21 protein-coding genes are annotated in these 20,935 nt (G+C 60.9%); 9 read left to right on the plus strand and 12 right to left on the minus strand.

From position 1 onward, the window contains the following. Nucleotides 1-217: 217 nt before the first annotated feature. From GC127_RS07675 to eutB, 5 genes are all read right to left on the minus strand, one after another. Nucleotides 218-1,588 carry an aspartate aminotransferase family protein gene (locus GC127_RS07675; RefSeq protein WP_151977384.1) on the minus strand — a complete coding sequence of 457 codons (1,371 nt, stop codon included), beginning with the start codon at nucleotides 1,586-1,588 and terminating at the stop codon, nucleotides 218-220. Nucleotides 1,589-1,654: 66 nt separating this feature from the next. Next, nucleotides 1,655-3,130, minus strand: coding sequence for an NAD-dependent succinate-semialdehyde dehydrogenase (locus tag GC127_RS07680; RefSeq protein ID WP_151977386.1), 1,476 nt, complete (start codon nucleotides 3,128-3,130; stop codon nucleotides 1,655-1,657). Nucleotides 3,131-3,239: 109 nt separating this feature from the next. After that, entirely contained in the window at nucleotides 3,240-3,713 is a 474-nt protein-coding gene (locus GC127_RS07685) for an Lrp/AsnC family transcriptional regulator (RefSeq protein ID WP_008282598.1), read from the minus strand. After that, complete coding sequence (locus GC127_RS07690; RefSeq protein ID WP_151977388.1) at nucleotides 3,710-4,699, minus strand: cyclodeaminase; 990 nt, start codon at nucleotides 4,697-4,699, stop codon at nucleotides 3,710-3,712. Before GC127_RS07690 ends, GC127_RS07685 begins: the two co-directional genes overlap by 4 nt. Continuing rightward, complete coding sequence (gene eutB / locus GC127_RS07695; protein ID WP_151977390.1) at nucleotides 4,689-5,690, minus strand: hydroxyectoine utilization dehydratase EutB; 1,002 nt, start codon at nucleotides 5,688-5,690, stop codon at nucleotides 4,689-4,691. The genes GC127_RS07690 and eutB overlap by 11 nt, the downstream gene beginning before the upstream one ends. A 167-nt stretch (nucleotides 5,691-5,857) precedes the next feature. Here eutB and doeA point away from each other — a divergent pair, with 167 nt between their 5' ends. Then, nucleotides 5,858-7,042, plus strand: coding sequence for an ectoine hydrolase DoeA (doeA, locus tag GC127_RS07700; protein ID WP_151977392.1), 1,185 nt, complete (start codon nucleotides 5,858-5,860; stop codon nucleotides 7,040-7,042). Nucleotides 7,043-7,090: 48 nt separating this feature from the next. Here the strand turns inward: doeA and GC127_RS07705 are convergent, their stop codons facing one another. Both GC127_RS07705 and GC127_RS07710 read right to left on the minus strand, forming a co-directional pair. Further along, the gene (locus GC127_RS07705; RefSeq protein ID WP_151977394.1) at nucleotides 7,091-8,041 is read right to left on the minus strand and encodes an MBL fold metallo-hydrolase; all 951 of its coding nucleotides are present in this window, start codon (nucleotides 8,039-8,041) and stop codon (nucleotides 7,091-7,093) included. 1 nt (nucleotide 8,042) lies between these two features. After that, nucleotides 8,043-8,957 (minus strand): MBL fold metallo-hydrolase, encoded by a 915-nt coding sequence (locus GC127_RS07710; protein WP_151977396.1) that lies wholly within the window; start codon nucleotides 8,955-8,957, stop codon nucleotides 8,043-8,045. 157 nt (nucleotides 8,958-9,114) lie between these two features. Here GC127_RS07710 and GC127_RS07715 point away from each other — a divergent pair, with 157 nt between their 5' ends. Then, nucleotides 9,115-9,984 (plus strand): helix-turn-helix transcriptional regulator, encoded by an 870-nt coding sequence (locus GC127_RS07715; RefSeq protein ID WP_151977398.1) that lies wholly within the window; start codon nucleotides 9,115-9,117, stop codon nucleotides 9,982-9,984. Nucleotides 9,985-10,068: 84 nt separating this feature from the next. On the opposite strand, the gene GC127_RS07720 is transcribed toward GC127_RS07715, so the two are convergent. The 5 genes from GC127_RS07720 to GC127_RS07740 form a co-directional block, all read right to left on the minus strand. Next, nucleotides 10,069-10,896: a substrate-binding domain-containing protein gene (locus GC127_RS07720; RefSeq protein WP_151977400.1), complete on the minus strand. Its 828-nt coding sequence runs from the start codon at nucleotides 10,894-10,896 to the stop codon at nucleotides 10,069-10,071. Nucleotides 10,897-10,921: 25 nt separating this feature from the next. Beyond that, complete coding sequence (locus GC127_RS07725; RefSeq protein WP_037298686.1) at nucleotides 10,922-11,671, minus strand: ATP-binding cassette domain-containing protein; 750 nt, start codon at nucleotides 11,669-11,671, stop codon at nucleotides 10,922-10,924. 13 nt (nucleotides 11,672-11,684) lie between these two features. Continuing rightward, the gene (locus GC127_RS07730; protein ID WP_151977402.1) at nucleotides 11,685-12,392 is read right to left on the minus strand and encodes an ABC transporter permease; all 708 of its coding nucleotides are present in this window, start codon (nucleotides 12,390-12,392) and stop codon (nucleotides 11,685-11,687) included. A 73-nt stretch (nucleotides 12,393-12,465) separates the two neighbouring features. Next, complete coding sequence (locus GC127_RS07735) at nucleotides 12,466-13,155, minus strand: class I SAM-dependent methyltransferase (protein WP_151977404.1); 690 nt, start codon at nucleotides 13,153-13,155, stop codon at nucleotides 12,466-12,468. Beyond that, on the minus strand, nucleotides 13,148-14,275 hold the full coding sequence (locus GC127_RS07740) for a CaiB/BaiF CoA-transferase family protein (RefSeq protein WP_151977406.1): 1,128 nt from the start codon (nucleotides 14,273-14,275) through the stop codon (nucleotides 13,148-13,150). The genes GC127_RS07735 and GC127_RS07740 overlap by 8 nt, the downstream gene beginning before the upstream one ends. Before the next feature lie 153 nt (nucleotides 14,276-14,428). Here GC127_RS07740 and GC127_RS07745 point away from each other — a divergent pair, with 153 nt between their 5' ends. From GC127_RS07745 to GC127_RS07775, 7 genes are all read left to right on the plus strand, one after another. After that, nucleotides 14,429-15,364 (plus strand): LysR family transcriptional regulator, encoded by a 936-nt coding sequence (locus GC127_RS07745; protein WP_151977408.1) that lies wholly within the window; start codon nucleotides 14,429-14,431, stop codon nucleotides 15,362-15,364. An 88-nt stretch (nucleotides 15,365-15,452) separates the two neighbouring features. Continuing rightward, nucleotides 15,453-16,637: an acyl-CoA dehydrogenase family protein gene (locus GC127_RS07750; protein ID WP_151977410.1), complete on the plus strand. Its 1,185-nt coding sequence runs from the start codon at nucleotides 15,453-15,455 to the stop codon at nucleotides 16,635-16,637. A 9-nt stretch (nucleotides 16,638-16,646) separates the two neighbouring features. After that, entirely contained in the window at nucleotides 16,647-17,465 is an 819-nt protein-coding gene (locus GC127_RS07755) for a MaoC family dehydratase N-terminal domain-containing protein (RefSeq protein ID WP_151977412.1), read from the plus strand. A gap of 40 nt (nucleotides 17,466-17,505) precedes the next feature. Then, nucleotides 17,506-17,829 (plus strand): helix-turn-helix transcriptional regulator, encoded by a 324-nt coding sequence (locus GC127_RS07760; protein ID WP_008282615.1) that lies wholly within the window; start codon nucleotides 17,506-17,508, stop codon nucleotides 17,827-17,829. A 47-nt stretch (nucleotides 17,830-17,876) separates the two neighbouring features. Beyond that, nucleotides 17,877-18,926, plus strand: a complete 1,050-nt coding sequence (locus GC127_RS07765; protein WP_199861211.1) for a permease — start codon at nucleotides 17,877-17,879, stop codon at nucleotides 18,924-18,926. Then, entirely contained in the window at nucleotides 18,923-19,756 is an 834-nt protein-coding gene (locus tag GC127_RS07770; protein WP_151977416.1) for a transglutaminase family protein, read from the plus strand. The genes GC127_RS07765 and GC127_RS07770 overlap by 4 nt, the downstream gene beginning before the upstream one ends. A 149-nt stretch (nucleotides 19,757-19,905) precedes the next feature. After that, nucleotides 19,906-20,934, plus strand: coding sequence for a BMP family protein (locus tag GC127_RS07775; RefSeq protein ID WP_081507325.1), 1,029 nt, complete (start codon nucleotides 19,906-19,908; stop codon nucleotides 20,932-20,934). The last annotated feature ends 1 nt before the right edge of the window (nucleotide 20,935 follow it).

Consider the following 20,935-nt stretch of genomic DNA (forward strand, 5'->3'; position numbering starts at 1 on the left):
CCCTATTATTCATCGCAAGCGTTTGCCTCGCGTTCGGAAGAAACTAAAACAAGATGGACCCTCACATGCAAGCGGATTGCGGCGCTTTTTTCCCGAAACCGACCTGCGCAGGTCAAATCGCCTGCAAGTGAAGCAAGATAAGTCAAATTTCCTGCAAATGGCCGAGGCACGCTCCGCTTTAACGCGAGCCTCGGCAGTGTTTTCACCGGAAACCGACCTATCCCAGCACGGATTGCACGGCTTTTGTGGTTTTGTGAATCACCTCATCCGCCTCTGATTTTGTCAGGCAGAAAGGCGGCGCAAAGCCCAGAATGTCCCCCTGCGGCATGGCCCGCGCGATAACACCCGTAGCTGCCAGCGCGGCGGAAATCTGTGGGCCCACCTTGTCGGCGGCATCAAAGAATATCCGATTTTCCCGATCCTTGACGAATTCGACGGCACAGAGCATCCCCTCGCCCCGCACCTCGCCTACGTTGGCATGCGCGCCCAGTGCCTCGGCCATGCCCCGATTGAGATAGCCGCCTACATCGCGGTTATTGGCAATCAGGTTCAGATCATCGAGCAACTTGAGATTTGCCACACCCGCCGCCGCCCCGATGGGATGCGCCGAATAGGTCCAGCCGTGGCCGATGGGGCCATTCTCATCCGTGCCTTGCTCCAGCACCTTCCACATGCGGTCGCTGACGATGCTACCCGAGAGCGGCGCATAGGCGCTTGTCAGGCCTTTGGCGATGGTGATGAGGTCTGGCGTCATTCCATAGTGGTCCGAGCCGAACATCGTGCCCAGACGACCAAAGCCCGTCACCACCTCATCGGCCACAAGCAGGATGTCATGCTTGCGCAGCACCTCCTGAATGGCGGCCCAATAGCCTGCAGGCGGCGGCACAATGCCTCCGGTGCCCAACACCGGCTCGCCGATAAAGGCGGCGATGGTATCGGCCCCCTCGCGCGCGATGAGTGCCTCAAGCTCGGCCACACAATGCGCGACAAACTGCGCCTCGGTCTGATCCAGATTGGCGCGACGGAAATAATAGGGCGCTTCGGTATGAACGACCTGCGCCAGCGGCAGATCGAACTTCTTGTGGAACAGTTCAAGCCCCGTAAGCGAGCCGGTCATCAGCCCAGAGCCATGATAGCCGCGCCAGCGCGAGATGATCTTTTTCTTCTCGGGCCGCCCGAGGATGTTGTTGTAATACCAAATCAATTTGACATTGGTTTCATTGGCGTCAGAGCCCGACATGCCAAAATAGACCTTGCTCATACCCTTGGGGGCGCGGTCCATAATCATTTTGGACAGGGTGATCGACGCCTCGGTGCCATGCCCGACATAGGCATGATAATAAGCCAGTTCGCGCGCCTGCGCGGCAATCGCCTCGGCAATCTCTTGGCGACCATAGCCGACGTTGACACAATAGAGCCCGGCAAAGGCATCGAGAAAGCGATTGCCGTCACGATCCTCGATATGACAGCCCTGCCCGCCTTTGATCACCCGGTTCGGCGCCTCGCCACGGGCGAATTGCCCAAGATGTGTCGAGGGGTGAAAGAAATTCTCGCGATCCCATTGATCAAGTTGGTCGTTGCGCAGCATCGTGTTTCCTTTCCTCGGGGGCGCACCCCCAGCTTCATCGTTCCAAAAATACTCGAATCCCGATCGTCACGCCCAATCGCGGCAGACGTATTTGATTTCCATGAATTCCTCCATGCCGCGCCGCGCCCCTTCGCGGCCCAGCCCCGATTGCTTGACCCCACCAAAGGGGATCGGCGCGCCCGTGACCTTGGTGCGGTTCACCGCCACCATGCCGAATTGTAGCGCTCGCGTCATCCGGTAGATGCGGCGGGGATCATGGCAGTGCAGATAGGCAATGAGGCCATATTCCGTGGCATTGGCGCGGGCGACCACCTCTTCCTCGGTGTCAAAGGGCGTGATCGCCGCCACCGGGCCAAAGGTCTCATCTTGCATGATCGCGGCGGCGTCGGGCACATCCATGAGCACCGTCGGCTGAAAGAAGAGTGGGCCGAGCGGGTCGCGCTTGCCGCCACAGGCAAGCGTTGCACCATGCGCCAGCGCATCCGCCACATGCTCTTCTTGCTTGCGGACCGCACGCTCATTCATCAGCGGGCCGATGTCAGGATCGTCCATGCCGCGCCCGATTTTGAGCGTCTGTATCGCGTCGGTAAAACGTAGGCAAAAGGCGTCATAGATCGGCCGCTCTACGTAAATCCGGTTAGCCCCCAAACAGTCTTGCCCCGACGTCGCAAACTTGGCCTTGATCGACTCGGTTACTGCAGTTTCCAGATCGGCATTCTTGAACACGATCACCGGGGCATGGCCGCCCAGTTCCAGCACCAGTTTCTTGACCGTGCCCGCGCATTGGCGATAGAGCAACTGCCCAATGTCGGTAGAGCCGGTAAAGCTGAGAACGCGGACGCGGGCGTCTTGGGTCCAAGGCTCAACCACTGTTGCCGCGTGGCCTGTCACCACGTTGAACACACCCGCCGGGATGCCTGCGCGCTCGGCCAGTTCTGCAAGGGCCAGTGCCGAATAGGGTGTCTCGGCTGAAGGATGGGAAACCACGCTGCAGCCCGCCGCCAAGGCCGCCGCCGCCTTGCGCGTGAGCATCGCTGCGGGGAAATTCCACGGCGTGATAAGGGCGGCCACGCCCACCGGCTCTAGCCACAATTCCACCTCGGCATCGGGCAGGTGGCTTGTGACCCCTTCGATGTTGGGGCGCTTGGCCTCTTCGGCGTAATACTCCACGAAACTTGCGGCATAGTCGATCTCGCCGCGCGCTTCACTAAGGGGTTTGCCCTGCTCCAGCACCATGATCCGCGCGAGGTCTTCGCGATGTGCAAGGATGAGATCGAACCAGCGGCGCAAGAGCGCGGCGCGATCTTGCGGCAGGGTCATTGCCCAGCCATCGAATGCGCCCTGCGCCGCATCCACCGCCTTGCGTGCCTGATCGGCACTGAGGCTGGCCACAGCACCCAAGGCACTGCCATCGGCAGGGTTGGTGACGGCAAAGGTCGCGGCCTCGTCTCCGCCCACCCATTTGCCGCCCACATAGGCAAAGCTGCGCACCAGGCGCGTGTCGGTGATCCCGTTGCGGGTCCAGATGGCTGAGTCGGACATTGTGGCACTCCCTTTGCGCCAGAGAATGTCTGGTTCACGCAGAGGGTGACGCTAAAGTTTTTGGAGTTTGCAGATTATTCTTCTGCAAGGCGGCAGAAATACGGATGTTTCATTCAAAGAACATCTCAAACGGTGGCAGGCGCGGGGATTTTACGGGCTTGGTCACGATATACGTGAAATAGCGCGCCAATCCGATCCGCGCCTCTAGCATCTGATCAATCAGTCGTTGATAGCTGTCGATGTCCCGGGTGACGATCTGCATCAGATAGTCAAATCCGCCGCCCAACGCCCAACAGGCCGTCACCTCTTCATAACGGTGCATACTGTCCTCAAAGGCGCGGAAACTGGCGGGGGTGTGATCCGCAAGCTCCACCGCGACAAAGACGGTCACATGCGAGCCCAGCTTCTTAAGGTTGATGCGCGCATGATAGCCCTCGATCAGCCCCGCCTCCTCCAGCCGCTTGAGCCGCTCCCAGCAGGGGCTGGCAGACAGGCCCACACGCGCGGCCAAATCGGCCTTGGTGATGCGGCCTTCCTCGGCCAGCACCCTCAGGATATCGAGATCGCGTGCGTCAAGTTTCATGCGGTGATGACCGTACCCACGTCACGCCCCGCAAGCCGCGCCATCACATGGGTGGCAATCGCCGTATCCTGAACGCCGGTGCCGGTCAGATCGCAAATGGTGATTTCGGCATCGTTCTTGCGCCCACGCGCGCGGCCCTGGATTACGTCGCCCAATTCGGCTGGCGCGCCCTTGGTCCATATCCCGGCCTCGATCGCGCTACGCAATTCACCCAACTGTTCCACCTGCGCGGCGCGGTCGGCAACATAGAGATCGGCCCGGACCAGCGCCTGCGGATCAATCTCGTTCTTGCCGGCCTGATCGGATCCCATGGCCGTGATGTGCAGTTCGGGATGCAGCCATTTCGCCTCGATTACGGGCGTCTTTGCCGGGGTTGTAGTGATCACCAACTGGCTGGCCATCACCAGATCTGCGGGGGTGTCCACCACATGAATATCACATTCGAGATCGGCCAGATCGGCCGCGCAGGTGCGCGCGCGGTCGGCATCGCGCCCCCAGATCAGCAGACGGTCATAGGGGCGCACCAGCCGCGCCGCCCGCGCCTGAAGCCGCGCCTGAACGCCGGTGCCGATAATGCCCGCCGTCTGCACCACCTTGGGGGCCAGATGCTGCGCCGCCACCGCGCCAGCCGCCGCCGTGCGCAGATCAGTCAGATAGCCATTGTCGAGAAACACCGCCTCGACCAGACCGGTCTTGGCGGAAAAGAGGATCATCAGACCGTTCAGGCTGGGCAGGCCCAATTTGGGATTGTCAAAAAAACCGGGGCTGACCTTGATCGCGAAACCGTCAAAGCCGGGGATATAGGCGGTTTTCACATCCACCTCGCCATGCACGGCAGCCAGATCCATCGACATCACCGGCGGCATGACCACCCCGCCATCCGACAGCGCGGCAAAGGCCTGCTCGATCACCTTGACCGTCTCAAGGTCGAGCGTGATCGCGCGGCGCAATTCTGTCTCTGTCACGATCCTTATATCATGTGCCATATTTCCGACCTTCAATCACCTTGTCGCCTAAAATCACGGTTTGCCCGGTCATCACCTTGGTAAAGAGCGCCATATCAAGGTTACGGCCCGTGATGATGGTGGCGGTTGGCCCTTGGGGCGCAAGTTTGCCACTCAGCACCGCCGCAAGACCCACGACGCAGGCCCCCTCTGCCACGATCCGATCCTCGTAATAGAGCACCTGCATGGCATGATAAATCTCTTCTTCGGTCACAAGGATCACATCGTCCAAAAGATCGCGGCACATGGCATAGCTGAGACGGTTCTGCATCCCAACTCCACCGCCCAGACTATCGGCAAGGCTTGGCACTTCTTCGACCTCGACAGGATGCCCGGCGCGGATGCTTTCATACATCGCGGCACCTCGGTCCATGCTGATCCCGATCACGCGCAGGGACGGCTTGATCGTCTTGGCGGCCAACGCCACCCCCGCCGCCAGCCCCCCGCCCGACAACGGCACGAGCAGCGTCTGGGTATCCGGGCGCGCCGCCATGATTTCCAATCCGATGGTCCCCTGCCCGGCAATGACCAGCGGATCATCAAAGGGCGAAATCTCGGTTAACCCGTCCTCGGCAACCAGGCGTTCCACCTCGGCCTGTGCCGCGTCCTGAGAGCGCCCGATGATCCTGACCTCTGCGCCCAGCGCGCGGATGCCCTCCACCTTGGCCTGCGGCACCAGGTCCGACATACAGATCACCGCCCGCAAACCGCGTGCCCGCGCGGCATAAGCCACGCCGCGCCCATGATTCCCGGTCGAGCAACAGGCGACGCCCGCCGCATCCTGCGCCCCGGCCACCGCGTTGAGCGCGCCGCGCAGCTTGAAGGCACCGATGGGTTGCATATTCTCGAGCTTGAGTAGGAAGTCATCGCCTTTTACCGCGCTCATGTAGGGCGAGGGAACGAGAGGCGTGCGGTCAGCGACCCCAGAAATCACCTGTGCCGCAGCATAGACATCGGCCAGAACAGGGCGCATGAGGGTCTTCCTTGTTTAGGGTGCGGGCAGAGTGCGCTGCGGCGAGCCTAGCGTCAACTCTGCGGCGCAGGATGGTCTGAAAACGACAAAACGGGGCGTTTTTCTTGGGGCAGGCCTGTTCCAAAGCCACAAGTATGGCGGGGATATTTCAACGACGGACCCCCGACATGATTGAAAAAGACCTGCCCTTCTCGGCTCAGGAATACCAGCGCCGGTTGGACAAGACCCGCATTGCCATGGCCCGCCTTGACCTTGACGCGCTCTTTGTGACCGACCCTTCAAATCAGCATTGGCTGACCGGCTATGATGGCTGGTCGTTCTATGTGCATCAGGGCGTTTTGGTCTTTCCCGAGGCTGATCCAATCTGGTGGGGCCGCAATCAGGATGCCAATGGCGGTGTGCGCACGGTCTGGATGACGGACGATCGCGTGATCGGCTATGCCGACAATTACGTGCAGTCGACCGAACGCCACCCGATGCAGGATCTGGCAGAGCGGCTTAAGGGTATGGGCCTTGCAGATAAACGCATCGGCGTGGAAATGGACAACTACTATTTCTCGGCCAAGGCGATGCAGACCCTGCGCGAGGAACTGCCCGAGGCAACATTCCTTGACGCCACCGCGCTGGTCAACTGGCAACGCACGGTGAAATCCGAAGAAGAGCTTGGCTTCATGCGCAAGGCCGCGCTGATTTCGGAGAAGATCACCGACGGGTTGATGGAACGGGTCGAGCCGGGCATTCCCAAGAACGAAATCGTGGCCGAGATTTTCCGTGATGCCATCCGGGGTGTCGAGGGGGCGTGGGGCGACTATCCCGCAATCGTGCCGCTTTTGCCGTCAGGTTCGGATGCCGCAGCGCCGCACCTGACGTGGAACGGGCGCGAGTTTGCGACGGGGGAAGCGACCTTCTTTGAAATTTCCGGCTGTTACCGCCGCTATCACACGCCGTTCTGCCGCACGCTGTTTCTGGGCAAGCCGCCGCAATTCCTGCTTGATGCGGAGAAAGCGCTGGTCGAGGGGCTGGAAGCGGGGCTAGAGGCCGCAAAGGCAGGCAACCGCGCCTGTGACATCGCCAATGCGTTGGCCGCCCCGTTGGAGCGGGCGGGCATCGAACGCGGCGCGCGCTGTGGCTATCCCATCGGTCTGAGCTATCCGCCCGACTGGGGCGAACGCACGATTTCGCTGCGCTCCGAGGATGAAACCGTGCTGGAACCGGGAATGACATTCCATTTCATGCCCGGTCTCTGGATGTCGGACTGGGGTTTGGAAATCACCGAGTCGATCCTGATCAAGGAAAGCGGCCCGGCGGAAACCTTCTGCAACCGCCCGCGCAAGATGTTCGTCAAGGACTGACCCAATAAGGCCCCCACATCGACCGTGGGGGCCTTTTGCAATCCCGCTCTATTCCCATTCCATCTGTTCATAGACCCGGCCCGCATTCTTTGTGGCCAGTTCTTCGAACGTATCAAGGTGGGTATAGGCGGATTGGTCGACGTAATAGGCCCCGGCCAAATCACCGCCGGCGTCGATATGCGCGCGGATTTGGGCGCGCAGATGTTCCAAATAGCCTTTGGTGTAGCGGCGTACCTGATCCATGTTGGTCGGGTGGCCATGACCGGGGATCACATAGGTGGCACCCAGCGGCTCGAATTCAGCATCCCAAGTTTCCAGCCAATCCGCCGTGATCGTATCGGCAAAGATTGGCAGCATCCGTTCGTGAAACGCCATGTCGCCGGAAATCACAAGGCCTTGGTCGGGCAGCCAGATGACAATGTCTCCGGGGCTGTGAGCGGGGCCAAGATAGCGCGCCTCGATCCGGAAATCGCCCATCTCGACAGTATACTCATCAGTGAAGGTTTCGGTCGGCAGCACCACGCTGGTGCTTTCGGCGCGCTCTTTGGTCACGCGCTGCGCCGCGTCCAGATCACCGCCGCCGTGGTTCTCGAACTCGGCCGCCGCATCCACATGCGCCACAATCGGCACGCCCTGTTCGGCCCAATAGGAATTGCCCAGCATGGCGTGGCCTTGGCCATTCTCGTTAAAGACCAGCTTGACCGGCTGATCGGTGATCGCCTTGATCTCTGCGTGCAGCGCCTTGGCCAATCCATAAGACGCGCCACCGTTGATCACCACCACCCCATCGCCAGTCACGATAAAGCTGAGGTTGTTGTTATGTCCGGCATTGTCATAGGTGGGCGGCGCGGTGGCACCGATGGCAGACCAGACATGCGGGATCACTTCGACAGGCTTGGAATAGAGCAGCGACGCAGGATATTGGTCAGCAATATCCTCACTCGCCAGTGCAGCACTGCCAGACCAGAGCAGAAGGGCGGATAGCGTCGCGCGCAACATCTTACACCTCCGTGACGAAACGATAGGCATCGCCATCGCGCTCTACTCGGCCCAGCCCGCCCTCGGGCAGGTGAAAGCCGACCATCGCCATCTGATCGGTCGCCAATTGATCCAAGAGCCGCAGGCGCGTGGCAATCCCGGTCTCAGCATCCTGATCCGATCCGCTGGCCCAATCGGGGCGCGCAAAGGCTAGATGCCCGTTGCCGATGGCATCGCCCACCACCAGCGCCGCCTCGGTGCCGTGACGAACCTCAAACGCGATATGGCCGGGCGTGTGGCCGGGTGTGTCATGCGCGAGGATACCCGGCAGCACCTCTTGCCCGCCGCTGATGAATTCGATCTGATCCTCGATGGCCGCAAGCCGCCGTGCCGCGCCCACGGCAAAACTGGCACGCTCTGCGCCGATGCTGTCAACCGTGGCGGGATCGGTCCAGTAGTCCCATTCCGCCTGCCCGATCATATAGCTGGCATTGGCAAACACCGGATCGTCGAAATCATCCAACACGCCCCAGAGGTGATCGGGGTGCGCATGGGTAAACAGAACATGGGTGATATCATCGGCACCAAGGCCAATGGCGCCAAGCGCATCTAGCATTTTGCCCGCTGTGGGCATGAAACCAGACCCGGACCCAGCATCAAACAGCACCGTGTTCGTGCCATCCTGTAACAGTGTCAGGTTGCAGGGCGGCTCGACCGTATCGCCGGTGATGCCGTACTGCGCCAGAACAGGGGCGGCATCGGCAGCGGGCAGGTTGCCCAACAAAAACTCCATGGGCAGCACAAGATTGCCATCGCTGAGTGTGGTGATCTTGGCATCGCCCAAGGTCAACTCTATCGCGGCAAAGCTGGGGCGCGGCAGGCCGACAAGCGTGCTGGCCCCCATAGCCGCCAGAACTTGACGTCGGTTGAATCGCATGGCTTCCCTCTCCCTAATTTATTCGCATTTGTGAATATGATGATCTGGCACACCTCAAAATACAAGTCAAAACAAGGCTGCGTTTCATGCTGATTTCCGCGCAGAGATGCGGTAGGAACGCAGCATCAATCCTCCTTTTGCGTGATCGTCAAAGCCCATGGACAGTGAACTTCCTGCCTACCTGACAACGAAAGAGGTCGCAGACCTGCTTCGGGTGAAGGAGCGTAAGGTTTACGACATGGTCGCCACCGGCGAGATCCCGCATCGCAAGATCACCGGCAAGCTCTTGTTTCCCCATAACGAGTTGATGTGCTGGATAGAGGGAACGGGCGTCACCCTGCCCTCTGAGCGCCCCGCGCTTGTGACCGGCTCTCACGATCCGCTGCTGGATTGGGCCCTTCGCGAAAGCGGCGCGGGTTTGGCAACGCTGTGGAATGGCAGCTGTGACGGACTGGAGGTCTTTGCCGAAGGGCGTGCCGTTTTGGCGGGGCTGCATATTCCGGGCGATGCCGATTGGAATATTCCAGCGCTCGAGGCACGCGGGCTGCGCGACACGGTGCTGATCGGCTGGGCAGAGCGCGCGCGCGGCCTGATCCTGACCCCTGCTGTTGCAGATATGGTGCAGGGGTTTGGCGATCTGCGCGGGCGGCGCGTGATCCTGCGGCAAGAGGGTGCCGGCACGACCGCGCTCTTTGACAGGATGATGGCCGAGGCGGGGCTGTCACAGGGGGATATCCTGACACCGACAAGCCCGGCCCATACCGAAAGCGATGCCGCCGCCGCTGTGGCCGCAGGCGAGGCCGAGGCCACCCTTGGGATCGAATCCATGGCGCGGCAATTTCGGCTGGTGTTCCGCCCCTTGGTGCAAGAGCGCTTTGACCTGCTCATCGACCGCCGCGCCTATTTTACTGAACCGGTGCAACGCCTTGTTGCCTTCATGCGGTCTGAGACGATGATCGCCAAGGCCGAAGCGCTTGGCGGCTATGATCTGGACGGGCTTGGGACGGTGCGCTGGATTTCCGCCTGAAGCCGTGCTGTTCGATTACGGCATAAATTTTTAGGCGGGGTTAGTGAAAACCCCGCCCATTTCAAAGCTCTGTTCAGCCTTGGCTTAGCCTTCTGCGTTCGGGAAGAACAATTGCTGACCGTCGATCTTGTAATCAGCTATGGCCTGCTGCCCCTCGGTCGACAGAATCCAATCAATGAACATCTGCCCGGCTTCGGCCTTAACATTCGCATGCTTTTCCGGGTTCACAAGGATGATGCCATATTGGTTGAAGAGGCGATTATCGCCCTCGACTGCAATTTGATACTCACCCTTGTTGCCAAAGGAAATCCACGTGGCACGGTCGGTCAGCACATACGCGCCCATGGCCGTGCCAGTATTCAGCGTGGCGCCCATGCCGGACCCGGTTTCACGATACCACCCGCCGGACGCGGCAGCAGTATCAACGCCCGCCTCTTTCCAGAGCTTCAATTCCGCCTTGTGGGTGCCGCTATCATCCCCACGCGAGGCAAAGGGGGCACCGACCTCTGCGATCTTGGTCAAAGCCGCCGCAATATCCTTGGTCCCGGCGATACCCGCCGGATCGGCAGAGGGGCCAACAAGGATGAAATCGTTATACATCACGTCAGAGCGTTGTAGCCCATGGCCTTCGGCCACGAATTTCTCTTCAGAAGCCTTGGCATGGACAAAGAGCACGTCGCCGTCGCCATTCATCGCATTATTGATGGCCTGCCCGGTGCCTACGGCCACGACGCGCACCTCGATGCCGGTTTTGTCCTGAAAAATCGGCAGAAGGTGATCGAATAGCCCAGAATTCTGGGTGGAGGTGGTGGATTGCACCACGATGAACTGATCCTGCGCCTGTACAGTGCCAGAAAGGCCCAAAGCAAGCGCCGCACCGGCGGCAAGCGAAAAGAGGTGACGTCTGAGCATGAAAAACTCCCGTTTCGTTTGGATTTCAAAAGGTTGAACTTGTGTAGAGCCGACCTTGGGTCCAAGCGCGCGCTGCCTCGGACTTGGGGTGGCCAAGAACTTGGTCAATCGGGCCGCTTTCAGCCACTTGACCGGCATGCAGGAAAATCACCTCGTCGCCCATGCGCCGCGCTTGGCCCATGTCATGTGTGATCATGACGATGGTCACACCGCGCCCATGGGCGGCGTTGATCAGATCCTCGATTCTCTGGGTTGATGCGGGATCGAGGCTGCTGGTGGGCTCATCTAGAAACAGAAGACGCGGTTTACAGATCAACGCCCGTGCCAAGGCAAGCCGCTGTTGCTCGCCACCCGACAGCACCCGCGCTGGATGCCGCGCCAGATCGCTCAGCCCTGCCATATCAAGGGCACGCGCCGCTTGCTCTGCGCGCTCTGCCCCACGGACACCATGCACCGAAAGAGCGAAATTTAGGTTGGCCAGCACGGAGCGGCGCAGCATTACTGGGCGCTGAAAGACCATCGCCTGCGTGCGCCGCGCCCGATCATCGGGGGCCGCACCCTGCCATAGAATCTGCCCGGACGTGGCGGGCAAAAGCCCATGCAAAAGGCGCAATAGCAGGCTCTTGCCTGCGCCATTGGCCCCCATGACAAGCGTGCGCCGACCTTCGGGAATTGCCACCGACACCTTGTCAATCAAACGCTTGCCACCCGCGTGAAAGCACAGATCGCGCGCCGCGAGCAGACTATCTTGCGTGGCAACTTTGGCCGGGGTCATATCCATCACCGTGTCACGCATAGGCCGCACGCACCGCAGAGGCCCGAAGCGCCATGACCACCGCATTCACCAGCAAGGCTATCACCAGCAGCAACACGCCCAGCGCCAGCGCCAGTTCCAGATTGCCCTTGGATGTCTCAAGCGCGATGGTGGTGGTCATCACACGGGTGACGTGATTGATATTGCCGCCCACGATCAACACCGCGCCAACCTCGGCCACGGCGCGGCCAAACCCCGCCAATGCCACGGTCATCAAGCTATAGCGCGCATCCCACAAAAGCGCTGTGACCCGCTGATAGGCGCGCAGGCCCATCGAGGCGAATTGCTCTGCATATTCGCCATGCAGATCTTCGACCACCTGTTTGGTGAGCGCGGCAACGATGGGCGTTACCAAAATGGTCTGCGCGATAATCATCGCCCCAGGCGTGTAGAGCAATTGAAGCGGACCAAAGGGGCCAGAGGCCGACAGCATGAGATAGACGAACAGCCCTACCACCACCGGCGGCAGGCCCATCAACGCATTGAGCACCACCGTGACAACCGCGCGCCCCGGAAAGCGGAACGCACCCACCAATGCCCCAAGCGGGAGCCCGATAAGACAGGACAAGAGAACCGCAGTCAGCGTCACGCGCAACGATAGAACGACAATCTCGCTTAGGTTTCGATCCCAATTGAGGATCAGCGCCAGCGCCTCTGCCATGATGTCGCCAAAGCTGAACACGTGCGATTTCTCCCCTCTGCGGGAAAAAAAGCACAAAAAAACATAAGATGCCAGCCCCTAACGCGACAGGCCCTTAGGGTTTTGCGGCGCGCAACCGCCAGAGGCGTAGCGGTTGGATCAACTCTGGGCCTTTTGGCCCGACGCTGACATGCGCCGCAAAAAGCCGTCCGAGTGTTTCACGCTGCGCCTCGGCCAGCGCGCGGCGGGCAGGATCGACACGGGCAAGGGAGGCGATAAAAGCCTCTAGATCGGCTATCGGTGTCGGCCGTTCATAGGTGACGGGCGCAGGGCCGATGGCCACGCGAGCCGCCAACAGCGCGTCTATTGCCCGAATCGCCGCGTGCCGTATCTCTGTCTCGTCCTCGACCGGGCGCATCACCTCGAAAAACGCACCCTCTGCCACGGGCTCGACAATCATCAATTCGCCACCGGGGCGCAGCACACGCAAGGCCTCGCGCAACGCGGCCTGCATCAGCGGTTCGGGCACGTGATGCAGCGAATTAAGGAAGATACAGGCGTCAAAGGATGCCGTCGCAAAGGGCAATGCCTCGGCCCCGCCTTGCTCAAAGCGCCCCTCGGGCACAGCCATGCGCGCGGCGGCCACTGCCTCGGGCGCGGGGTCTATTCCGGTCACAGTATAGCCTGCGCGCCACAGGGTGCGCGCCAATGCCCCGTGGCCACAGCCGATGTCGAGCACATCACGCGCGCCGATGTCGGCAAGGATCGTCAAAAGGCGCGCGGATGTATCCAGCGCCTCAGTCATCGCCAAACTCTTGGCGCAAGGTATCGGTATGCGCACCAAGGGCGGGCACGGCACCCAGAGTGGCATCACACCCATTCATCTGCGCGCCGGGGGCCAGCATCTGCACCGGGCCAGAGGGGGTCTCGACGGTGACGTGACGATTTTGCGGATGGGTGACGAGATCCTCCATCTCACTGACGCGGCCATAGGCGATACGCGCGGCACGCAGGCGGTCTGCCATGGCATCGCGAGGGAGCGCCGCAAAGACAGGCCGCAGGATCGCATCCAACGCTGCCCGATTGGCAACACGGGCTGAATTGCTGTCAAACCGCGGATCACGAGCCAGCGCGGCATCGCCCAATATCGCCTCGCAGAACACCGCCCATTCGCGCTCGTTCTGGATTGAAATCAGCACCGCCTTGCCATCGCCGCCCTGATACACGCCATAGGGTGCGATGGTGGGATGGTTGAGGCCCGCACGCGGCGGCACCTTGCCGCCATAGGCATATTGCAGATAGGGCACATTCATCCAGTCGCCCAACGCATGAAAGAGCGACACCGCGATATGCCGCCCCACGCCGGTTGTCGCGCGCCCGATCAGTGCCTCTAGGATGGCCTGATAGGCGGTCATTCCCGCCGCAATGTCACAAACCGAAACGCCGGTGCGTGCCGGGCCATGCTCATTGCCGGTGATCGACGAGAGGCCGGTTTCGGCCTGCACCAAAAGGTCATACGCCTTTAGGTCTGCGAGCGGGCCGTCTTCGCCATAGCCTGAAATCGAGACGGTGATAAGACGCGGGTAATCGGCACGCAATCGGTCGGGGGCAAATCCCAGACGGTCAATCGCCCCCGGTGCGAGGTTCTGAATGAAGATATCCGCCCGCGCCAGCATGCGCTCCATCAGCGCGCGGTCTGCCTCTTGTCTCAGGTCGAGACAGAGTGATTCCTTGCCCCGGTTGAGCCAGACGAAATAGGCGCTCTCGCCATGAACCAGCGCATCATAGCCGCGCGCGAAATCACCTTCGGGCCGCTCGACCTTGATCACGCGCGCCCCAGCCTCTGCCAAACGACCAGAGGCATAGGGGGCGGCGACGGCCTGTTCGACGGAAACAACCAATAGTCCGGCTAGGTCTGTGCGCATCGGGGCCTCTTTTCTTTTAGGTGCGGTTTGGCTGGAACATGCCCTATTGCACCGGGTCTGGGAAATACCCGTGTGATTGAACGGGTATAGCGCCCGACTATGGGGTGCCATAGCCTTGCCCTCTGGTAGGGCGGCTTGGTAGAGCTTTCTCTTATGGATATTCGCCAACTTCGTTATTTCATCGCCATCGCCGAGGCACCCTCGCTGTCGGCGGCGGCGCATCGGCTGGGTGTGGCACAGCCCTCACTCTCGCAGCATGTGGCGCGGATGGAAACCGAACTGGGCGTGCGTTTGATCGACCGGTCGCCGCGCGGCTCGATTCTGACTGCCGAAGGTCAGGTGCTTTTGCGCCATGCCCGCGAGATCAGCGCCGCGATGGCACGCTGCGAGGATGAGATGCGCGATGCCTCGGGCGCGCCACGTGGCAAGGTGGGGTTTGGACTGCCACCGTCAGTGTCTATGGTCTTGTCCGTGCCTCTGGCCGAGACCGTGCGGGTGGAACTGCCCGATATCCGTCTGCGCGTGGTCGAGGCGATGAGCGGGTATATCAAGACATGGGTGGCCGATGGAACGGTCGATATGGGGCTGATCTATGATCTTCAGGACGCGGATCATTTCCGCATCACCCATGTTCTGGATGAGCGCCTGCATGTCTATTCCGCCCCGGACAACTGGCCGTTTGAAACACCCCCCGGCACGGCCGTGCCCCTGCGCGCCCTGGAACCGCTCGACATGATCCTGCCGGAGGCAGCACATGGCCTGCGCAAAACAATCGAGAGCTATGCCGCCCCGCTTGGCCTGCGCCTCAACGTGTCCATCGAGATGGACGCGATGACGCAGATCAAGGAACTGGTGGCGCGCGGATCGGGTCATGCGATCTTTTCGCCCTCAGCGGTCCATGACGCAGTGGCGCGCGGCGAGCTTGAGGGCGCGCCCATCACAGATCCCGATATGGTGCGGCCCGTCTATCTTGTCTCAAACCCCGCCTTTCCCACCAGCCGCGCCAGCCGTGCGGTTGAGGCGATCACACTGGACGTGCTGCGCGATCTGGTGCGGCGGGGCATCTGGCAAGGTGAGCTGCGGCTATAGGCGCGCCCAATGGCAGCAAGCGGGCATTGATATTTCCGCAGGGATCGAAAACCTGTCACCTAGGGGCCAAGTAGTGTGAGGGGCTGACATGACATCCTTTGATCCAACCGCAGATTACGCCGACATCCGCGCAGGTGTGGCCCGCGTCTGCGCCGAATTTCCCGGTGCCTATTGGCGCGATCTGGACGCGCGCCGCGCCTATCCCAAGGATTTCGTCGATGCGCTGATCCGCGAGGGGTATCTGGCCGCGATGATCCCCGAGCAATACGGCGGATCGGGGCTCAACCTGACCGCTGCCGCCGTCATTCTTGAGGAAATCCACCGCTCTGGCTGCAACGCTGCCGCCTGTCACGCGCAGATGTATACAATGGGCACCGTTCTGCGTCACGGGTCCGAGGCGCAAAAGGCGGCCTACCTGCCCGGCATCGCCGATGGATCTTTGCGGCTTCAGGCCTTTGGGGTGACGGAACCGACCAGTGGCACCGATACATTGGCGCTGAAAACCACCGCGCGTCGGGATGGCGATGCCTATGTAATCAACGGCCAGAAAATCTGGACTTCGCGGGTCGAACACTCTGATTTGATGGTTCTCTTGGCCCGCACCACCCCGCGCGAAGAGGCAAAATCGAAAACTGACGGTCTGTCGGTGTTCCTGATCGATCTGCGCGGCAAAGTGGGGCACGGCATCGACATCCGCCCCATCCGAACCATGATCAACCATGCCACAACCGAGGTCTTTTTTGACAACCTGCGTATTCCGGCGGACTGCCTGATTGGCGACGAGGGCAAAGGATTTCGCTATATCCTGTCAGGGATGAATTCCGAGCGCATTCTGATTGCCGCCGAATGTATCGGCGACGCCAAATGGTTCCTCAGGACCGGGTCGGATTATGCCCGCGAGCGCGTTGTCTTTGGCGCGCCCATCGGGGTCAACCAAGGGGTGCAATTTCCGCTGGCGCGCGCGCAGGCGCATATGATGGCCGCAGAGGCGATCGTGTATCGCGCGGCGGCCATGTATGACGCAGGCCACAATCCCGGCGTCGAGGCGAACACCGCCAAGCTCTTGGCCTCTGAGGCGAGTTGGGAGGCGGCAGAGGCCTGCATGCAGACGCATGGCGGTTTTGCCTTTGCCGAGGAATATGATGTCGAGCGCAAGTTCCGCGAAGCGCGGCTTTATCAGATTGCGCCGATTTCGACCAATCTGATCCTGTGCCATATTGCCGAACAGGTGCTGGGCCTGCCAAAGTCTTATGGGCCGGGACGCGGGCAATAGGGGAAGCGAATGAACGACTACGCGGATTGGATCGGGCGCAGCTATAGCCGGTCAGAGCCGATTTCAGAACGCTTGGTGCGCGAATACCGCGCTACGCTGGCCGGCACATTGGCCGAGGCGGAAATGCCCGTTGGGCTGCATTGGTGTCTGGTTCCCGATACGGTAACGCCCGACCAACTGGGGCGTGATTGCCACCCCAAGACAGGGCTGTTCCTGCCTACCTTACCCTTGCCGCGCCGCATGTGGGCGGGGGGAGAGATCGAATTTCACGCGCCCTTTGCGCCCGGTGATCTGGTCACGCGGGAAACGACGATTGACGATGTAACCTTCAAAGAGGGGCGCAGCGGCAAGCTGGGCTTTGTCACGCAACGGCATGTTTATAGCGTGGGCGGAGTGGCGCGTCTGACCGAGCGGCAGGACATCGTGTATCGCGAAGACCCCAAGCCGGGACAAACCAAGACGCCAGAGGCTGCTGAGGAATGGCCCAATGCAACCGCATGGCAGATCACGCCGAATTCGACCCTGCTTTTCCGGTTCTCGTCGCTTACCTTCAACGGTCACCGCATCCATTATGATCACCCCTACGCGACCGGGGTTGAGGGATATGAGGGGCTGGTGGTGCATGGTCCGATGCAGGCGGTCTGGATGATGAATCTGGCCACGCATATTCTAGGCCATCTGCCTGCGCGGTTCTCTTATCGCGGGCTGACGCCGCTTATCTGCAAGCTGCCCGTGGCGATTGAGGCCCGTCAGCATGAAGGCGGCATTGATCTGCGGGTGCGGCGTATGGGCGATGGGGTGGCGACCATGGCAGCACGGGCTGAATGAGATAGATTGACATAACTAGATTTATCGTTATATTTATCCCATGAGTATCACAAGCCCCACCGCCCGCGCCCTTGCTGCCCTTGGCCATGACACGCGCCTTGCGATCTTTCGTCTGTTGGTGCGGGCGGGCGACGACGGGTTGAACGTGGGCGACATCGGTCAGCACCTGGATCAGGCGCCCTCGACACTTGCACATCATCTTTCGGCATTGGTCGATGCCGGGTTGGTGGTGCAAGAGAGACAGGGGCGCACGGTGATCAACCGCGTGGATTACGCCGCTATGCGCCGGACCTTGGATTTCCTGACCTCGGAATGCTGCACAGGGGTGAAACTGGCCAAAACAGAGACAGAAACAGCTGCCTGAACGCCCTTTTTTGGGCTTAAGAAAACGATATTTCTAGGGATATGGACATGACAGACTCAAGCCTGCCTCAACCGCGCGCCACCGCCCTGCTGCGGCGCCTATGGAAGGATCACCGCATCTGGATGGTGTCGGCCATGATTCTGATCGTGCTTGCAGTTTTCGACGCGACGCAGGCGCGTGCCACGCTTTTGTTTACCAGCGACGCCCTCCTCAGCACTGCACCGTTTCTATTGCTCTCCATCGGCATCGCGGCGTGGGCCACGGCGACAGGCGCAGACAATATGATCGCGCGCGCCTTTACCGGCGCTCCGGCCTTGATGATCCTGCTTGCGGCCCTCGCGGGCGGCCTCTCGCCCTTTTGCTCTTGCGGGGTGATACCGCTTATCGCCGCCCTTTTGGCGATGGGGGTGCCGCTGTCGGCGGTGATGGCCTTTTGGCTGGCCTCGCCGGTGATGGACCCCTCGATGTTTATCCTCACGACCGGGGTCTTGGGTTTGGAATTCGCGATTGCCAAGACACTTGCTGCCGTGGGTTTGGGTCTGATGGGGGGCTGGGTTGTGCATCTGATGGGCCGTGCCGGGGGGCTGAGCGATCCGTTGCGCGACGGTATCGGCAACGGAGGCTGTGGTGGCAGCAAACTGCGCGCGCCCAAGCCGGTGGTCTGGCGCTTTTGGTCCGAGCCAGAGCGCCGGGCCAAGTTTGGCCGTGAGGCACGGAATGTGACCCTGTTTCTGCTGAAATGGCTTACTCTGGCGTTTATTCTAGAAAGCCTGATGCTCGCCTTTATCCCGGCAGAGACCATCACGCAGGCGCTAGGGGGCACTGGCATCGGGCCGATCCTACTGGGCACTCTGGTGGGCGTGCCTGCCTATCTGAATGGTTACGCCGCCCTGCCATTGGTCGGCGGCTTGATCGGTCAGGGCATGGCCCCCGGCGCTGGTCTGGCCTTTCTCGTGGCTGGGGGCGTCACCTCCTTGCCGGCCGCAATCGCAGTCTGGGCCTTGGTCAAGCCACGGGTCTTTGCGCTGTATATCGCCCTTTCGCTCTCGGGGGCCTTTGCCGCTGGCCTGCTTTTTCAGCTTTGGAACATGGCATGAGACACTTGCATATTGAGGTGAGCGGCCTGAAACCCGGCACGCGCCTGCTGGCCCCGGCGGGGATGTGCAGCCCGCAAGAGACGGTCACGCGGGCAAGCGTGACCGGCGGGCAGATCATCGACGTGGTGTTAGAGGCCGAGTTAGGCCTTGCTGCGCTCTGGATCGAATCGACGGGCGAGAGCCTCACGCTTACGCATCGCATCGCCCCCGCGCCCAAGGGCATAGACTATCCCGAGGCGGTCTATGTGCCGCGCATCACCCGCTATACCCGCGCCGCCGATGATCTGGCCGAGGCCAGCCGCGCCCTTGCCGCCAAGGCGGGCGGGGGGCGCGCGGGCATCGACGCGTTGGTGGCCGAAGCGGAGGCACGATTCATCTACGCCCATCCCGACGCGCGGTTCAATGATGGCACCGATGCGGTGCCCTATCTTTCTTGTGGTACGACGCCCGGCTCTTGTGTGGATATCAACACCTATCTCGTGGCCAGCCTGCGCGCGGCGGGCTATGAGGCGGGTTACGTTTATGGCTACTTCTTTCCAGCGGAAAAGGGGGGCGTTACCCATGACATGCATTGCTGGGTCGTTACCCGCCATGCGGGCGAAGTGCTGGACTGGGACATCGCGCATCACATGAAGGCAGGGCTTGGCCCAACGCGCCCCGGCCTTAATCCGCGTCCCGGTTGGCGGGTCGCACTTGGGCACTCCATGGGCCACGGCTATGATATGGGTGAAACAATGGCCCAACTGAAGCTCTTGGCCGAGCCAATGCAGGCGGGGCCGGGGGGCGAATGGCAGAAACTACCCATCATCGCGCGCCTGCCCGTAGCCTGACCCTTGCGGACCTGCCCGCAATTTGAGCATAAACCGCTGGGACTCGACCCACCGGCGGTTTAGTTTCGTCCATCGGTAAATTTCTGTAGAAAACCGGCCGGATAAATTTTACCAATTGGTAAAACCAAAAAGACTGCCCACCTGCCAACATGGAGAACCACATGACACGCCTGCCACTTTCCCGCCGCCGCTTTATGGCCACCTCGGCCGGGGCAGCGCTTATCGCCGGGGCCTCTGGCCTTGCATCGCCGCTGCGCGCCGCCGAACCGATCAAGACCGCCGGTATCTATACCGTGCCCGTTGAACAACAATGGGTCAGCCGTATTCACAAGGCCGCCCTGACCGCGCAAGAGCGTGGCGATGTCGAATACGTCTATTCCGAGAATGTCTCGAACACAGATTACGCCCGCGTGATGCGTGAATATGCCGAACAGGGCTACAAGCTCATTATTGGCGAGGTGTTCGCAGTCGAACAGGAAGCCCGTGAAGTGGCCGCTGATTATCCCGATATCGCCTTTTTGATGGGGTCGAGTTTCAAACAGGATGAGGCGCTCGCGAATTTCGCGGTGTTCGACAACTACATTCAGGACGCCTCTTACCTTTCGGGGATCATTGCGGGCGCGATGACCAAATCCGCCAATATCGGCATGGTCGGCGGCTTCCCGATCCCCGAGGTCAACCGCCTGATGCATGCCTTCATGGCCGGTGCCCGTGAGATGAACCCCGAGATCAAGTTTCAAGTAAGCTTTATCGGGTCTTGGTTCGATCCGCCCAAGGCCAAGGAAACTGCCTTTGCCATGATCGAAGGCGGTGCTGACATGCTCTATGCTGAGCGCTTTGGCGTCTCGGATGCGGCAAAGGAAAAGGGCGTGCTGGCCATCGGCAACGTCATCGACACCCAAGCCGACTATCCCGAAACGGTCGTGGCCTCGGCCATCTGGCATTTCGAGCCGACACTGGATGCCGCGATTGCTGCGGTCAATGCGGGCACCTTCACCGCAGCCGATTACGGCGTCTATTCGTTTATGAAAGAGGGCGGATCGTCCTTGGCGCCGCTTGGGACGTTCGAGGGCAAAGTGCCCGAGGCCGCCATGGCGCTGGTGGCGGAACGTGAAGCGGCGATCAAGGCGGGCACTTTCTCTGTCGAGATCAACGACGAAGAGCCGAAATCCTCTTGAT

This window comes from Roseovarius sp. EC-HK134, from assembly GCF_902498815.1.
In the GTDB taxonomy this organism is placed as follows: domain Bacteria; phylum Pseudomonadota; class Alphaproteobacteria; order Rhodobacterales; family Rhodobacteraceae; genus Roseovarius; species Roseovarius mucosus_A.

What these genes read in the sequence shown, in the direction of transcription:
- GC127_RS07675 (WP_151977384.1), bottom strand. Translation starts at nt 1,588, where the DNA reads ATGCTGCGCAACGACCAACTTGATCAATGGGATCGCGAGAATTTCTTT.
- GC127_RS07680 (WP_151977386.1), bottom strand. Translation starts at nt 3,130, where the DNA reads ATGTCCGACTCAGCCATCTGGACCCGCAACGGGATCACCGACACGCGC.
- GC127_RS07685 (WP_008282598.1), bottom strand. Translation starts at nt 3,713, where the DNA reads ATGAAACTTGACGCACGCGATCTCGATATCCTGAGGGTGCTGGCCGAG.
- GC127_RS07690 (WP_151977388.1), bottom strand. Translation starts at nt 4,699, where the DNA reads ATGGCACATGATATAAGGATCGTGACAGAGACAGAATTGCGCCGCGCG.
- eutB (WP_151977390.1), bottom strand. Translation starts at nt 5,690, where the DNA reads ATGCGCCCTGTTCTGGCCGATGTCTATGCTGCGGCACAGGTGATTTCT.
- doeA (WP_151977392.1), top strand. Translation starts at nt 5,858, where the DNA reads ATGATTGAAAAAGACCTGCCCTTCTCGGCTCAGGAATACCAGCGCCGG.
- GC127_RS07705 (WP_151977394.1), bottom strand. Translation starts at nt 8,041, where the DNA reads ATGTTGCGCGCGACGCTATCCGCCCTTCTGCTCTGGTCTGGCAGTGCT.
- GC127_RS07710 (WP_151977396.1), bottom strand. Translation starts at nt 8,957, where the DNA reads ATGCGATTCAACCGACGTCAAGTTCTGGCGGCTATGGGGGCCAGCACG.
- GC127_RS07715 (WP_151977398.1), top strand. Translation starts at nt 9,115, where the DNA reads ATGGACAGTGAACTTCCTGCCTACCTGACAACGAAAGAGGTCGCAGAC.
- GC127_RS07720 (WP_151977400.1), bottom strand. Translation starts at nt 10,896, where the DNA reads ATGCTCAGACGTCACCTCTTTTCGCTTGCCGCCGGTGCGGCGCTTGCT.
- GC127_RS07725 (WP_037298686.1), bottom strand. Translation starts at nt 11,671, where the DNA reads ATGACCCCGGCCAAAGTTGCCACGCAAGATAGTCTGCTCGCGGCGCGC.
- GC127_RS07735 (WP_151977404.1), bottom strand. Translation starts at nt 13,155, where the DNA reads ATGACTGAGGCGCTGGATACATCCGCGCGCCTTTTGACGATCCTTGCC.
- GC127_RS07740 (WP_151977406.1), bottom strand. Translation starts at nt 14,275, where the DNA reads ATGCGCACAGACCTAGCCGGACTATTGGTTGTTTCCGTCGAACAGGCC.
- GC127_RS07745 (WP_151977408.1), top strand. Translation starts at nt 14,429, where the DNA reads ATGGATATTCGCCAACTTCGTTATTTCATCGCCATCGCCGAGGCACCC.
- GC127_RS07750 (WP_151977410.1), top strand. Translation starts at nt 15,453, where the DNA reads ATGACATCCTTTGATCCAACCGCAGATTACGCCGACATCCGCGCAGGT.
- GC127_RS07755 (WP_151977412.1), top strand. Translation starts at nt 16,647, where the DNA reads ATGAACGACTACGCGGATTGGATCGGGCGCAGCTATAGCCGGTCAGAG.
- GC127_RS07760 (WP_008282615.1), top strand. Translation starts at nt 17,506, where the DNA reads ATGAGTATCACAAGCCCCACCGCCCGCGCCCTTGCTGCCCTTGGCCAT.
- GC127_RS07765 (WP_199861211.1), top strand. Translation starts at nt 17,877, where the DNA reads ATGACAGACTCAAGCCTGCCTCAACCGCGCGCCACCGCCCTGCTGCGG.
- GC127_RS07770 (WP_151977416.1), top strand. Translation starts at nt 18,923, where the DNA reads ATGAGACACTTGCATATTGAGGTGAGCGGCCTGAAACCCGGCACGCGC.
- GC127_RS07775 (WP_081507325.1), top strand. Translation starts at nt 19,906, where the DNA reads ATGGAGAACCACATGACACGCCTGCCACTTTCCCGCCGCCGCTTTATG.